Annotated in this window: 13 protein-coding genes; 9 read left to right on the forward strand and 4 right to left on the reverse strand. The window is 52.8% G+C overall.

Translation table 11 applies throughout. The features are described 5' to 3' along the window. The first annotated feature begins 129 nt into the window (after positions 1 to 129). The 3 genes from K1X45_RS14920 to K1X45_RS14930 are packed head-to-tail and all read left to right on the forward strand — an operon-like array spanning position 130 to position 3,557. Complete coding sequence (locus K1X45_RS14920; protein ID WP_220159307.1) at positions 130 to 2,187, forward strand: PAS domain-containing sensor histidine kinase; 2,058 nt, start codon at positions 130 to 132, stop codon at positions 2,185 to 2,187. Beyond that, complete coding sequence (locus K1X45_RS14925) at positions 2,162 to 3,184, forward strand: peptidoglycan-binding domain-containing protein (protein WP_220159308.1); 1,023 nt, start codon at positions 2,162 to 2,164, stop codon at positions 3,182 to 3,184. The genes K1X45_RS14920 and K1X45_RS14925 overlap by 26 nt, the downstream gene beginning before the upstream one ends. A gap of 31 nt (positions 3,185 to 3,215) precedes the next feature. Continuing rightward, positions 3,216 to 3,557 (forward strand): DUF1491 family protein, encoded by a 342-nt coding sequence (locus K1X45_RS14930; RefSeq protein ID WP_220159309.1) that lies wholly within the window; start codon positions 3,216 to 3,218, stop codon positions 3,555 to 3,557. Positions 3,558 to 3,567: 10 nt separating this feature from the next. Here the strand turns inward: K1X45_RS14930 and K1X45_RS14935 are convergent, their stop codons facing one another. From K1X45_RS14935 to K1X45_RS14950, 4 genes are all read right to left on the reverse strand, one after another. Then, on the reverse strand, positions 3,568 to 4,644 hold the full coding sequence (locus K1X45_RS14935; protein WP_220159310.1) for a DUF2336 domain-containing protein: 1,077 nt from the start codon (positions 4,642 to 4,644) through the stop codon (positions 3,568 to 3,570). A 186-nt stretch (positions 4,645 to 4,830) separates the two neighbouring features. Continuing rightward, complete coding sequence (locus K1X45_RS14940; protein ID WP_083646817.1) at positions 4,831 to 5,379, reverse strand: hypothetical protein; 549 nt, start codon at positions 5,377 to 5,379, stop codon at positions 4,831 to 4,833. Continuing rightward, entirely contained in the window at positions 5,376 to 5,981 is a 606-nt protein-coding gene (locus K1X45_RS14945; RefSeq protein ID WP_220159311.1) for a DUF1214 domain-containing protein, read from the reverse strand. The genes K1X45_RS14940 and K1X45_RS14945 overlap by 4 nt, the downstream gene beginning before the upstream one ends. An 83-nt stretch (positions 5,982 to 6,064) precedes the next feature. Further along, positions 6,065 to 8,167: a transglycosylase domain-containing protein gene (locus K1X45_RS14950; RefSeq protein ID WP_370627123.1), complete on the reverse strand. Its 2,103-nt coding sequence runs from the start codon at positions 8,165 to 8,167 to the stop codon at positions 6,065 to 6,067. A 330-nt stretch (positions 8,168 to 8,497) separates the two neighbouring features. Between K1X45_RS14950 and K1X45_RS14955 the strand changes: the two genes are divergently transcribed. From K1X45_RS14955 to K1X45_RS14980, 6 genes are all read left to right on the forward strand, one after another. Next, a complete protein-coding gene (locus K1X45_RS14955; RefSeq protein ID WP_220159312.1) occupies positions 8,498 to 9,067 on the forward strand; it encodes a hypothetical protein in 570 nt (189 codons plus the stop codon). 124 nt (positions 9,068 to 9,191) lie between these two features. Next, positions 9,192 to 10,346 carry a DNA-packaging protein gene (locus K1X45_RS14960; protein WP_370627124.1) on the forward strand — a complete coding sequence of 385 codons (1,155 nt, stop codon included), beginning with the start codon at positions 9,192 to 9,194 and terminating at the stop codon, positions 10,344 to 10,346. A gap of 30 nt (positions 10,347 to 10,376) precedes the next feature. Then, complete coding sequence (locus K1X45_RS14965) at positions 10,377 to 11,588, forward strand: phage portal protein (RefSeq protein WP_220159314.1); 1,212 nt, start codon at positions 10,377 to 10,379, stop codon at positions 11,586 to 11,588. Further along, positions 11,585 to 11,956, forward strand: coding sequence for a DUF6107 family protein (locus K1X45_RS14970; RefSeq protein ID WP_220159315.1), 372 nt, complete (start codon positions 11,585 to 11,587; stop codon positions 11,954 to 11,956). The genes K1X45_RS14965 and K1X45_RS14970 overlap by 4 nt, the downstream gene beginning before the upstream one ends. Continuing rightward, complete coding sequence (locus K1X45_RS14975) at positions 11,946 to 12,449, forward strand: HK97 family phage prohead protease (protein WP_220159316.1); 504 nt, start codon at positions 11,946 to 11,948, stop codon at positions 12,447 to 12,449. Before K1X45_RS14970 ends, K1X45_RS14975 begins: the two co-directional genes overlap by 11 nt. A 63-nt stretch (positions 12,450 to 12,512) precedes the next feature. After that, positions 12,513 to 13,760: a phage major capsid protein gene (locus K1X45_RS14980; protein WP_220160539.1), complete on the forward strand. Its 1,248-nt coding sequence runs from the start codon at positions 12,513 to 12,515 to the stop codon at positions 13,758 to 13,760. Positions 13,761 to 13,774 lie beyond the last annotated feature (14 nt).

Consider the following 13,774-nt stretch of genomic DNA (forward strand, 5'->3'; position numbering starts at 1 on the left):
TTCCTTAAAGTCTGGGCGTCCATTCTGTCATTGTTCGGTGACTGTCTTTTCACTCCGGTGAAAGGAGACAGTTGAAGTGAGATTGTGTCAGAGTGAGTATGCTGCGTGTACGGCATTTATGCGAAAACAATGAAAATGATTAAAGGCGGTATGCATAATACCGTTGCGGATCATCACCTGTTGGCGCAGGAAAATGCAGAATTCCATGCTTCTGTTACCGCTGCTCAATCCCGTAAGTCCGACCATTTTTCAGCGTTTGATTTGCGCTGCGCATTGCTGCTGTTTCCGCTGTTTCTGGCAATGGCTTTTTACAGTATTTTCCCAACCGCTTCGGTCAATGCATTGCTGTTTACCGGCCTGTCCTTTACCGGCATATCCGTTCTTTTGCTGGCAGCGCAGGCATTTGGTATCCGCAACAGCCTGACAGGTCTTGTTGCTTTGTCATTCTATAGCGCGGTACTGGCTTTTACAGCCCTGTTTGCAGGTGCGGAAAATGGTCTGGTCTGGGCGATGGTTCTGGCATTGCCGCTTGAGATTTGGCTGGTAACCCGCCATCGTGCCGCGGCTGTTGCCGGTGGTCTGATCACTGTTGCCCTGATGGCAACATCGCTGACCAAAGGTATCAACACACAGTTGATGCTTCCGGCCGGTGTCTCAACAACTTTCCTGTTTATCTATGTCGGCGCCATTTTGCTGCGGGTAATGCGTTTGGCACTGCCAGTTGCAACAGTCCTGCAGAATACAACATCTGCTCATAATGCGGACAGCGATCTGGAAACAGCGCTGGATGCTCTGGTTATCCGTCTTGATCAGGATGGTCATATCCGTACTTTGTCGGATCGTTGTATTGAACAATTTGGTGTTGATCGTGCAGTCCTGACCGGCACATTGCTTCTTGACCGTGTGCATGTGGCTGACCGCGTTCAATATCTCGCATTTCTGAATGGCCTGAAGCACGGTAATTCACCGGTGAAACTCGGTAGCAAGACAGAGATTCGTCTGCGTTGCGTGGAAGCTGCTCAAGGCAATAAAAACGAACAGCCGAAAATCTATTTCAATATATTTGAAATGGAAGGACAAGCAAAAGGCACGGCTCAGAATGAGCAGGAAGCCGGTTTCCTGATTGTTGCACGCAATCTTGCACAGGTACAGGATACGCAGCAGCATATTGTTCAGCAGAATACGACGATTGAGAATCTGGAAACCTCTCGCGGACGTTTGCTCGGTGCCGTGAGCCATGAGTTGCGCACACCGCTGAATTCAATCATCGGTTTCTCTGATCTGCTGTTGCATGATGTGGCAGGGCCTTTGCAGAGCGACAAGCAGCGCGAATATATTGATCTGATCCGCAAATCCGGCAATCATCTGCTGGAAGTTGTCAACGGTATTCTGGAAACCTCCCGCCTTGAGGCCGGTCAGTATCCGGTTCAGCATGAACGCTTTTCTGTGCAGGACAGCGTTACAATGTGCAGCTCCATGCTGATGCCGATGGCCGAGAAAAAGGGCGTTATTCTCTGTGACCGCATTCATCCGGATGTGACGGATATGATTGCTGATCGCCGTGCAATCCGTCAGATTCTGATTAATCTGGTGTCCAACGCTATTAAATTCACGGATCGCGGCGGTTGCGTAACCATTGATGTGATGCCTGATGAAACAAAGCGCGGCTATGCGGGTGCAGAGCGCAGTCTGGTCATTTCCGTTTCTGATACGGGTGTCGGGCTGGAAGCGCATGAGATTGAACGTCTGTGCCAGCCATTTACCCAGATCAATAATGCACAAACCCGTATGCAGGAAGGTTCAGGCCTCGGTCTTTATCTGGTTAAAGGTCTTGTCAGTCTTCATCAGGGTGAGATGAATATTCACAGCCGCAAGGGCCATGGCACGACAGTTTCAATCAGGTTGCCACAAACAGCACAGCAGGTTGTGGATAAGACCGGATTGGTTGCAGGCACGGCCGCAAATCAGGCATTATCGCAACCTATGCAGCAGGCTGACCGGATGCAGACAAATACAGTTTCAACCGATATTCGCAGCGCTCTTGAGCAGGTGAAAACAGCAATTATTAATCTTCAGGCCGAACAGACTGAATATAGTCAGGCAGAAAGTAGTTATGACGGAAAGACAGAGCCGCAGCGGTACGAAACGCAAGGGGACTTCCATGCGCAAAAACGCAAAACGGCGTAGTTTTGGCAGACGTTTTTTTGATGCATGCCTGACCGGCGTGTCACGCATGGCATTGGCTGCCGGTGATATAGTCGCGCGCAATCCTGTGGTAGCCGGTGGTGCAACCGCATTTCTTGTGACGCTTGGTTTTGTCGCCAGCAATGCGATCTGGTATCAGCCGCAGGCGCATGATGGTGTTTTCTTTAAAACGCGGCCGGAGCAGGTTTTCCGTGCTGTGGCAAAAGACAATAGCGAAGCAGCCCGCAAGCTGACAGGCAATGTGGCTGCGCAGGAACCCGTGCGCCAGATTACCGGTAATGAGGCTGTGCCGGTAGCTGAGAAACCGCAAGCCGTTGCGACTTTGCCCGAAACAACTGTTGATGGCGGTGATCTGCCGGCTCTGGCGCCGAATGGCGACAAGCAGGTGGCGATCATGCAATATAATCTGAAGCAGCTTGGCTTCTATAGTGGTAATGTGGATGGTCTGACAGGGCCGCAAACCCGTGCTGCGCTTGAGCAATGGCAGAATGTGCAGGCCAAGCTGGCACCGGATCAGAATAATGCAGCTAAACCCGCAGAGAAACAGCTGAGCATTGAGGAAGCCATTGCGGTGGCTGTGCCAGCTGCCAGACCTGACCCTCAGCCTGAAAACAGTGCGCGTGCAGTGCCGGTTGCGGAAAGACGGCCTGCGCCGATTGCTGTCAGGGCAGAAGAAAAAACGCCGGTACAGGCTGTGCGGAGTAATTCTGCATCGCAGAATGCAACGGAAACGACGGCTTCTGTTCAACCGGTATCCGCACGAACACCATCCGGTCAGGCAGTCAGTGCCGAGGAACTGGTGCGTATTCAGGCGGGGCTCAAAGCATTCGGGAATGATATGGTTGTCGTGGACGGTGTTCCGGGCAAAACCACAGAAGATGCCATCCGCGAGTTTCAGAAACTGTTCCGTCTCAATGTCAGCGGTAAGCCTGATTCTGAGCTGATCGGGAAAATGCGTGAAATCGGCCTGATCAGCTGATTTGATATGCAATGAGCAGGTATTTCAGCCTATGCGTCTGACAAGTGAATTCTGGGTTTCCGCATTCATGCGCCGCGTGCGTATGGCTGATGGTTTCGCCTATCTGGTCAGGCGCGGTGCGGCCGAGGCCGGTGCAATCTTTATCAAGATCCGTAATCATGACGGCAATTTTGATTTATATATGCCTGCGCCACAAAGCGAATATGATCCGCAGCGGGCGGATGAACGTCGTTTTGTTTTATATCAGCAGAGTGAAGACGAGCTGTTGATTAATACGCAGCTTGAAAAAGAGCTGCGCTTTGATCCGGATCTCTGGCTTGTTGAGGTTGAAGATTGCGATCAGGCTGCGGAACTGCTGACCACAGGCATGTAATTTATCCGGATTATTGTGCTTTTCTATGCGGAACTGTGCCGTCATTATTCGCGGCACTGGTAAAGTTTTCCGATGCATTGTCCGCCAGGTCGCGCAACTGGTTGCGCAGACGCTCATTCATATCATCCGCTTTCCAGCGTCTGACAGCTGCTGCGGCCTGTTCAGGGCTGATAGAGCGGTAAATATGGACAAATTCCCGTAATTGTTCACGTTCGCCATGAATTGTACCGAGAACAGCAGTCAGGATCAGATAGGTATCCTGTGCGGTAAGCCCTATGGCTTTCAACGCCAGCGGCAGCTGGGAGTTCGGCCATGAGCCGATAATTGTTTCAGCACGCGCATAGCTGACATCCAGCGCATCCGCCAGTGCGGTGCGGAACATATTGCCGTCAATCAACAGTGCCATATCAATGAGATATTCGGCCCGTGCCGGTTGCAAACAGGAGGACAGTGACAGTGCACTGAGATTATGCGCAGGCAATGATTGTGCTGAGGCAGGAGGGGCTGTGCGGATTGGTGCAGCCGGTTTGCTCTCAACGCGTTTGTTTACAGGGGCTGTTGAAACATAATGCGCTTCCTGCACCTCCGCTATGCTGGTCTCTGCAGCGGCAGGTGCAGTGCTGATAACCGGTTCAGCAGTCAGTGTTTGGCTGATGAGCGGATCATCAAAGCCCTCAAGGATTGGCAATAGCAGCGGATCAACCGGCTGACGGCGCGCAATGATACGGGCATGGGACAGGCCGTGCTGGCCGGTAATGTCAATGAGATCGGCAGTTGTCAGGACAGGAGAGCGCAGCAAGAGCGGTGCAGCGACTTCAATACTGTCATTGGCAAGAGTCAGAACCAGCTTGCGCGGGGCAACATCATGCTGGGCAAGAATAGCTGAGACCTGACGGCGGGCACGCGGCGTGGCTGTTTCCAGCAACGGCAAAGCCAGATCTTCAAATTGCTGGCTTTCATAGCGTCCGGGACGGGTGAGGGACGTAAAACCTGCCACGGCAGCAGCCAGCAGATCATCGGTCTTGTGGTGTGCGGAATGACCACTTCCGGATAATATTTCCAAAGCGCGGAATTGATCGGTGGTCACGCGTATTTACCCCTTACGCCTACACAACACAGACAAAAATACACCTCTCCTCGCTGAAAACATAAGGAGAGCTTTCTGCACTTTAAGGGAGAACACTTAGCAATGAATTAACCATCGGCGCGTTGATGGTAATTTACTGACCTGTAAATCAAATATTTTTCGGAAGATGGTGCATCGCAGGAGAATTTAATTCTCGATCGAAACGCTCATACATTCAGCAGATTTAAGAAATTCACCAACCTCATCCCGCCATGTCGCATCGGGCTCGAAGACCCGCAAAACCGCAATCGCTTCATTAACCGACTGGGTGATAAGTACTGATTGTTCCAGTTGCTGTGGAATGCTTTGTTCGAGCAGGATTTTCTGCAAAGGCGAGACAAGCAGCAGATCGGTTGTTGGTGACACCTGATCATTGAGGCTGAAAGTGATATCGCCTGTATGGTTGTAAATCGCCAGCGACCAGAACGGCACTTTGCCGACAGCGCTGATATGAACCGGTCCGTTGGTCAGATCAAAACGGCATGCGGCACTGCGCATCAGCGGATCACGGCGCTTTGCCCAGTTAGCGCCTTCCAGCCTGTGAAAGCTTTCTGCGGGGCCGAGTGCTTCCACGCGTTTCCACAGGGTTTCGGAAGCATCATCAGGCACGAGCAATATAATCGCAATATGAACGATGGCAGCGCCGATGAGGCCGAGGGTAATGGCATAGAGAAACTGCAACAGCGAATGTCTCATCGTCCGGCTCCTTTGCAGCTGCCTTCTGCCAAAGTGAGTGCCGGCATTTGCGGATTTTCAAAGCCGATAGATGTGCCCAGATCGGTATCATACAGGGTCATCACCAGCTGATAGGGGCGCGATGCATTGATCGCCAGCCAGTTTCCTGATTGTGCCGAGGGAGAAACAGCGATGAGAAAACTTGAATCATGCTGATACCAGATCATCTGGCTATGCAGTTCCTGCGGAAGCCCTTGCTTTTGCGTGAGCGGCAGATCATGCAAATCGCTGGCATAAAGCGTCCAGAAACGGGAGGCGGGGGCTTTGCCCTGTAAATGATAGGTGCAACGCGGATCAAGTTTTGCGCCGCTCACATCATGCCTCAGGACAAAGCGTTGGCCTTCGGCAGCACCCAGCGGCAGTAATGCGGCGCGGCTGCGTTGCGCACGCGCATAGGGATCAGCATCCGCACTGCCATAGAGCGGCGAGGCATGCCATTGTCCGATTGTGAGCTGATTGAAACCTTCAAAATTATTGAGAGCATAAAGCGCACTGGCTGCGCCGCCCGCCAGAGCAATCAGGCAGGTTAATACTGTCAGCAATATGGTTCTTAAATTGCTCATGGAGAATCTATAAAACACGTCCGGTTAAAATTGCCTGTCATTATCAGGTGACCGGATCAAATGGCCGGTTCATTTCAATAAGATCAGAGTGACGATAAAGTCGTGCGAATCCGTTGCGGTGTTTCATAGGTGCGGAATTTCTCGTTCAGACTGCGCATAAAGCGCGTCGTTTCCGAGGACAGAACACGCGGATAATCCGGAACGGTATTTGGCAGTTTTTCACCGGTGCCGCTGCTTTGTGCTACCAGTTTCGGATCCGCTGGCTGTGCCGGTTTCGGGAATGGATTGCTGATACCCGGAATTGGTTTCAGGTCGATGTTCTGATGCGCCTGCATCATCATCATCTGCCATGTCATGGCAGGGATGATACCGCCGGTCAGATTATTCATCGGTGCATAACTGTCATTGCCGAACCAGACCGCCGCCGTGTAATTGCCGGTATAACCGACAAACCATGCATCACGATAGCTTTGGGTGGTGCCGGTTTTGCCCGCAACACGGGTCATAGGCAAAGCTGCACGCCGCGCCGTGCCACGTTCAGGCACCTGAACCAGCATGGAGTTCATTTCCGAGGCGGCTTTTTCAGACAGCACACGTTTTGGTTCCGGTGTATCGCGTTTAAAGTCCCAGAGAATTTTACCCGCCGGATCGGAAATCTGCACAATACCATGGCGCATGCCTGCAAAGCCGCCATTGGCAAAAACACTGAAACCGGTGGCCTGATCCATCACCGTCATGCCGGAGGTGCCGAGCACCATGGTTTTATGGTCGGAGATTTCCGATTCAATACCCATCGCTTTGGTGAGGGCTACAATCGGCTTGGTTGTCAGATAGTCTTTGGCAAGGCGCACCGGCACCGTATTATAGGATTTGACCAAAGCGGTTGCGAGATCGACACGGCCTGCAAAAGAGCGGCCGTAATTGCGCGGCATCCAGTTACCCCATGCAATCGGTGCATCGGAGACGATCGTATTCGGTGTCAGACCCTTTTCCATTGCAACGGCATAGACATAGGGTTTGAAGGATGAACCGGCCTGACGGAGCGCTTTGGTTGCGCGGTTGAACTGGCTTTCACCATAGTCGCGCCCGCCGACAATTGCCCGCACCGAGCCGTCATCGGCAATCACTACAGTGGCTGCTTCTGTCACTTTATATTCGGCACCATATTGGCGCAGGTGAAATTCAATCGCATCTTCCGCAGCCTTCTGAATATTGCGATCCAATGTGGTGCGCACCACCAGATTATGCTGCGGGATTGTGCGGGTGATTTTCTTCACCTCGTCAAAAGCCCAGTCCAGAAAATAGTCAGGATTTTCACCTTTAGCGCGGTCAACAACACTGGCAGGATTGCGCCGTGCATAGGCCAGCTGGCCCTCGCTCATAAAGCCTGCATCGGCGAGATTGGACAGCACGACATTGGCGCGCGCACGGGCAGCGGGCAGATTGACATGCGGTGCATATTTCGCCGGTGCTTTGAACAGACCGGCCAGCATTGCCGCTTCTGCCAGAGAAACATCTTTGACGTTTTTGCCAAAGTAAAACTCGGAAGCCGCTGCAATGCCGAAGGTTCCACCGCCCATATAAGCACGGTCGAGATAGAGCTGCAGAATTTCCGTTTTGCTTAGATTGGCTTCCAGCCAGAGCGCGAGAAAGGCCTCATTGATCTTGCGTTTCAGCGTTCTTTCATTGGAGAGAAACAGATTTTTCGCCAACTGCTGAGACAGGGTGGAGCCACCCTGAACCACACCATTGGCACGCATGTTCTGAGTAAGCGCGCGGCTTAAGCCCCAGAAATCAATGCCGATATGTTCATAAAAACGACGGTCTTCGGTTGCCAGAACCGCTTTAATCACATGATCCGGTAATTCAGCAATCGGCACTGCATCGCGATGCATGATGCCGCGCTGGCCGATTTCATTGCCGTAGCGGTCAAGGAAAGTAACCGCGTAATCATCCTGTGCACGCCAGTCTTTCTTGGTTTCCTCGAAAGCAGGCATAGCCAGAGCAAGCAGAACAACACTGCCGAGAACGCCAAGCGTGAAACCCTCATCGGCGATTTCTACAAACAGACGTTTCCAGCCACGCACGCGGAATTTGCGGGAAAATATAGTGGCGCTTTCCCAGAACGCGGAAAAATGTGAGCGTAATTTATACAGGCTGCTGTCCAGCCAGGCATCAATAGCCATCAGAAACGGGCTGCGGGTCAGGCGGCGCGTTTTTCTGGTCTGGTCATTTTTGTCAGCCTGTTTGCTCATAACCGAAAAATAACCCGTTTTGCTCGCTTAAAGAGGGGCGATAATGTCCCATTCTAGCACATCCTTATGAATGGCCAATAAAGCAGAAGTGCCAATGAAGGGTTTAAAATTATGCTTAACGAATAAACCTATTATCTCAATGCGATAAATATTTCGGTAAAATTGAATGTGAAGAAATCGCCTGAGAAATCAGAAAAATAGGAATTTTATCCTTGACGGCGTGACGGTGTTGAAGTAGGTTTTATATACAGTCAGAGAAGTGTGGCTGACAGAGATGACAAGGCGTGGCATGTGGTGCTGCGCTTTTTTTATTTGTGCCATTTGCAACCGGTTATGCGTTTCACAGAGAACGGAGCCGGTAAAATCATGCCGGAAAATTCGGAAGAAATACAAGCGCTGCCAAATGCTTCGCTGGAGCGTTTGCAGGCGGTGTATCGTTTGCAGCGGCGTTATCAGATAACTTTTCCGGACATGGCTTTTCTCTTGGGAGTGAAGCCGGAGATTTATAGCAGGCGTTTGAAACGGGCAGGGCTGGATTGCTCTGCTGTCAGCTTGCCGGTGCTGGATATTGAAGATCTGCTGATTAAAATTAATGCGGAATTGCAGAATTTCTCCAAAGCGGAGGGGTTGCCGGAAAAGAGTGCTGTAGAGGCGCTGGCAGCATTGGCAAAAGCGGTGAAAAGCATCAGCGAGCTTTCCAAAGAAACGCGTGTTGAACCGCTGAATGATAAGCATGACAACGGAAATGATGATCGCGGTGTGACGCCGGAGGATGTGCGTGAAGCTCTCAGCATCATCAGCGCCAGAATTACCGAACTCCGAACTGCTTGATTTTCTAATTGCTGCCGGTGTTGGTGCGCAGACCATTGTTGCAACCAGTAAAGAATGGTTGTTTCAGGGGCGACTGGCGCAATTGCCTGTGTTTCAGAAGCAGGATTGGCGCAGCTGGGTGATAATGGGTGGGCGCGGTTCGGGCAAAACCCGTGCCGGTGCGGAATGGATCAGCGGCATGGCGCAGGGGCTGGCACCTTTCTGTGACAAAGCTTGCGGTAATATTGCTTTGGTGGGGGAAACACTAGCCGATGTGCGCGAGGTGATGGTTGAAGGGCCTTCCGGTATTCTCTCCGTATCGCGCTTGCAGCGGCCGCGTCTGGAAAGTACCCGTCGTAGACTGGTTTGGGAAAGCGGGGCGGTGGCTTCCTTCTATTCGTCGGAAGATCCGGACAGTTTGCGCGGGCCGCAATTTTCTGCCGCGTGGTGTGATGAGTTGGCGAAATGGAAAAATCCGCAACAGACATGGGATATGCTGCAATTTGGTCTGCGGTTGGGAGACAATCCGCGTCAGGTGGTGACGACTACACCGAAAATGCAGGCGCTGTTGCGTGACCTTTTAAGTGATCCGGCAACGATCATGACTCATATGCGCACGGATGAAAATGCTGCGCATCTGGCACCGGCCTTTTTGTTAGCCATGCAGCAGCGTTATGCTGGTACGGCCTTGGGGCGGCAGGAATTGGATGGTGTTCTGATTGCTGATCGTGAGGATGCGCTGTGGTCGCGGGAGCAATTGGAGGCGTTACATGATCCGCAAGTTCCGGAATTGCAACGCATTGTCATTGCGGTTGACCCGCCTGCGACTTCAACCAAAAATTCCGATGCCTGCGGGATTATTATTGCGGGGCTGGATGCCGATGGTTTGGCTTGGGTGTTGGATGATGCCACGTTGCAAGGCGTGAAACCCCATCAATGGGCTGCGCAGATTGTGCAGTTCTATCACCGCTATCAGGCTGATCTGGTGGTGGCGGAGGTTAATCAGGGCGGTGATATGGTGATGGCGGTGATCCATGCGCAGGATGCGTCTGTTGCTGTGAAGGCAGTGCGGGCGCAGCGGGGAAAATATCTGCGCGCCGAGCCGGTGGCAGCACTCTATGAGCAAGGGCGTATCCGCCATGCACGGCGCTTTTCGGAGCTGGAAGATGAGATGTGTGATTTCGCTGTGAACGGGCTGTCCTCTGGCCGCTCACCGGACAGGATGGATGCGCTGGTCTGGGCGCTGCATACGCTTTTGCTTCAGGACACACATAAGCCGAGAATCCGGCAGCTTCGATAAATTTCATAATTAAGGTCGAGTGAGGTGAACATGGCTTGGAAATGGCCGTGGCGGCATAGTGCTGCCCAAACGCAGGATCAGAAAAGCGCACAGGTGCCTTCTGTAAAAATGCAGCAGGGTTTTGTCGCGCTGCATATGGATGCGCAGGCACGCTGGACAAGCCGCAATTATATGGCGCTGTCGCAACAGGGATTTATGCGCAATCCGATTGTGCATCGCTGTGTGAAAATGATTAGCGATGCCGCAGCCAATGTACCGTTGCTGCTCTATCAGGGCGAGACGGAACTTGAAGATCATCCGCTGCTGAAATTGCTGCGTGCACCCCATGAAGGGGCGAGCGGTTCCGGTTTTTTCGAGCAGCTTTACGGGCATCTGCTACTATCCGGCAATGCTTATATCGAGCGGCTGGATTATGACGGACAGCCGAAAGAGTTACACTTGTTGCGTCCTGAGCGGGTGACTATTGAGAGCGACAGCAATGGTTGGCCGCAGGCTTTGCTCTATCGTAACAATACCACCAGCCGCCGTATCAGCCTGAATATTGGCTCTGAGACAGGACTGTCTGCACGGGCATTGCATTTGCGGCTGTTTCATCCGCTGGACGATCATTACGGTTTTCCGCCTTTGGAAGCCGCTTCTATGGCTCTGGATATTCACAATGCCACAGCAGCGTGGAACAAGGCTTTGCTTGATAATTCTGCGCGACCTTCCGGTGCGCTGGTCTATGCGCCGAAAGATGGTGGTAATTTAAGCGAAGAGCAATTCGACCGGCTGAAGACCGAGCTGGAGGAAGGCTATACCGGTGCTGGTGGTGCGGGCAAGCCATTGCTGTTGGAAGGCGGGCTGGATTGGAAAGCCATGGGACTGTCGCCCAAAGATATGGATTTCATTGAGGCCAAGCATGTGGCCAGCCGCGAAATCGCGCTGGCTTTCGGCGTGCCGTCGATGCTGCTCGGCATTCCCGGTGATAACACCTATGCCAATTATGCCGAGGCCAATCGTGCTTTCTATCGCTTGACTATTCTGCCGCTGCTGACCCGCACGGCACAGGCACTCAGTAACTGGCTGTGCCCTTCTTTTAGCGCGGATCTGCGGTTGGAGCATGACCATGACCGCATTGACGGGCTTGCTGAGGAACGGGAAGCCTTGTGGCGGCGTGTTGGTGCAGCCGATTTCCTGAGCGATGCGGAAAAGCGTCAGGCCGTTGGCTATTCTCCGGAGCCGGAAGGAGGAGTGCTATGAACCTGTTCAACCAGCCGGATGCACTCACGCAGGAACAATGGATATGGCTCGCCAAAATCACCGGCGCGGTGAGCGGTTCGGCCGTTTCACTGGCCTATATGTTGCCCAAAGGAAAACGCGAGGCGGCAGTGCGTTTCGCAGTTGGTTTGATTTGCGGCATGATTTTTGGCGGTGCGGCTGGTGTTAAAATCGCCGAACAACTGACGCTGAGCAATAATCTCGGACAGGCGGAGTTGATGTTGATGGGCTCTGCCGCTGCCAGCTTTGCTGCATGGACAGCGCTTGGTTTTTTCAAGCGCTTTACCGACCGGCTGAAAAATCAGGTTGGTGGTTCCGTCCGGCAGGAGGGGGAACGTGATGAAGGCTAAGGCAGAGCAGTCCTTATGTTTCAGCGGTTATGCCAGCCTGTTTTTACTCACTGATCTGAGCGGTGATATTATTGAGCGCGGCGCTTTCGCTAAGTCTCTGCGGCGTGGCACTACAGTGCCTATGCTCTGGCAGCATCAGGCCGACAATCCCATCGGCAGCTGGACAAAAATCGCTGAGGATCAGCGCGGTCTTTATGTTGAGGGGCAGTTAACGCAAGGTGTGGCGCGTGCCGATGAAGCTTGGCGGTTGATATCCGAAGGGGCGCTGGATGGTTTGTCGATTGGCTTTCGCGCCATTCGCAGCAAGAAGTCAGCCTCAACCGGAAAGCGGCATATTCTGGAAGCCGAGCTTTGGGAAATCTCGCTGGTGACTTTTCCGATGTTGCCGCAGGCGCGTGTTCATCCGGTGCAGAGTAAAAATCATGATGACATGAGTTCCGCGCAGATTATCCGCCATGCGGCGGCTAGTCTGAAAGCGCAAACTTCTTTTTGAAACCTCCGTCCGGTCGGTTTGTACCGTCTTTTTACACCAAGCCCGAAGGGACAGGAAATGACAATCAAACATAAAGCAACAGCCGCTCAACCGCAGGTGCTGGAGATTAAGGCGCTGAACAGCCAGCAGGAAGTCGGGCAGGCTTTTGGTGAGTTTATGCAGGCCTTTGAAGGATTTAAACAGGCCAATGATGAGCGCCTGACCCAGATTGAAAAACATGTTGGTGCGGATGTTCTCACTGTTGAAAAGGTAGAACGTCTCAACCGTGCAATGAATGAGCAGAAGGCGGCTCTGGATCAATATGTGCTGAAACAGGCGCGCCCTGCGCTTGGTGGTGTTGTGCAGGAGCATAAACAGGCTTTTGACAATTATGCCCGCCGAGGTGATGAGCAGGCATTGCGCGGGCTTGAGCAGAAAGCGCATTCCTATGGTTCGGGGCCGGACGGCGGTTATCTTGTGCCGTCTGAACTGGAAACTGCCATCGGCACACGTCTGGCCGCGCTTTCGCCGGTGCGTGGTCTTGCAACCGTGCGGCAGGTTTCCGGCGCGGTTTTGAAAAAGCCGTTTTCCATCAGCGGGCCGGGAACCGGTTGGGTTGGTGAAGAGGGGGCACGCCCGCAGACTACCAATGCCAAACTGGCCGAGCTGCAATTCCCGACCATGGAAATTTACGCCATGCCTGCGGCAACAGCCAGCCTGCTGGATGATGCTGCGGTGGATGTGGAACAGTGGATTGCCGCAGAGGTTGAAACAGCTTTTGCCGAGCAGGAAAGCGCTGCCTTTATCAATGGTGATGGTGTGAACAAGCCACATGGTTTTCTGGCCTATGATACGGTTGATGAAGCGTCATGGGCATGGGGTAAACTTGGTTGCCTGAAGACGGGCGTTGCCGGTGCGCTGCCAACAGCCAATCCGTCTGATCTGCTGATTGATCTCGTCTATGCGCTGAAATCCGGTTATCGCCAGAATGCCCATTGGATGATGAACCGTAAAACCCAGTCGGCTCTGCGCAAACTCAAAGACAGCAACGGCAATTATCTCTGGCAGCCTCCGGCATCCCTTGGTCAGAAAGCTTCCTTCATGGGCTTTGGTCTGGTGGAAGCGGAAGATATGCCGAATATCGCCACGGACAGCACGCCGATTGCATTCGGGGATTTTGCCCGTGGTTATCTGATTGTCGATCGCATCGGTATCCGCGTGCTGCGCGATCCGTATTCTGCCAAGCCATATGTGCTGTTCTATACCACCAAGCGTGTCGGCGGTGGTGTGCAGGATTTTGACGCGATCAAACTGCTGAAATTTGCAGCCTGATTTTGCTGGCGGGG

The organism is Pseudochrobactrum sp. Wa41.01b-1 (assembly GCF_019464455.1).
Taxonomy (GTDB): domain Bacteria; phylum Pseudomonadota; class Alphaproteobacteria; order Rhizobiales; family Rhizobiaceae; genus Pseudochrobactrum; species Pseudochrobactrum saccharolyticum.

Coding starts and splice junctions, on each gene's coding strand:
- K1X45_RS14920 (WP_220159307.1), top strand. CDS start 130: ATGAAAATGATTAAAGGCGGTATGCATAATACCGTTGCGGATCATCAC.
- K1X45_RS14925 (WP_220159308.1), top strand. CDS start 2,162: ATGCGCAAAAACGCAAAACGGCGTAGTTTTGGCAGACGTTTTTTTGAT.
- K1X45_RS14930 (WP_220159309.1), top strand. CDS start 3,216: ATGCGTCTGACAAGTGAATTCTGGGTTTCCGCATTCATGCGCCGCGTG.
- K1X45_RS14940 (WP_083646817.1), bottom strand. CDS start 5,379: ATGAGACATTCGCTGTTGCAGTTTCTCTATGCCATTACCCTCGGCCTC.
- K1X45_RS14945 (WP_220159311.1), bottom strand. CDS start 5,981: ATGAGCAATTTAAGAACCATATTGCTGACAGTATTAACCTGCCTGATT.
- K1X45_RS14950 (WP_370627123.1), bottom strand. CDS start 8,167: ATGGCTATTGATGCCTGGCTGGACAGCAGCCTGTATAAATTACGCTCA.
- K1X45_RS14960 (WP_370627124.1), top strand. CDS start 9,192: ATGGGTGGGCGCGGTTCGGGCAAAACCCGTGCCGGTGCGGAATGGATC.
- K1X45_RS14965 (WP_220159314.1), top strand. CDS start 10,377: ATGGCTTGGAAATGGCCGTGGCGGCATAGTGCTGCCCAAACGCAGGAT.
- K1X45_RS14970 (WP_220159315.1), top strand. CDS start 11,585: ATGAACCTGTTCAACCAGCCGGATGCACTCACGCAGGAACAATGGATA.
- K1X45_RS14975 (WP_220159316.1), top strand. CDS start 11,946: ATGAAGGCTAAGGCAGAGCAGTCCTTATGTTTCAGCGGTTATGCCAGC.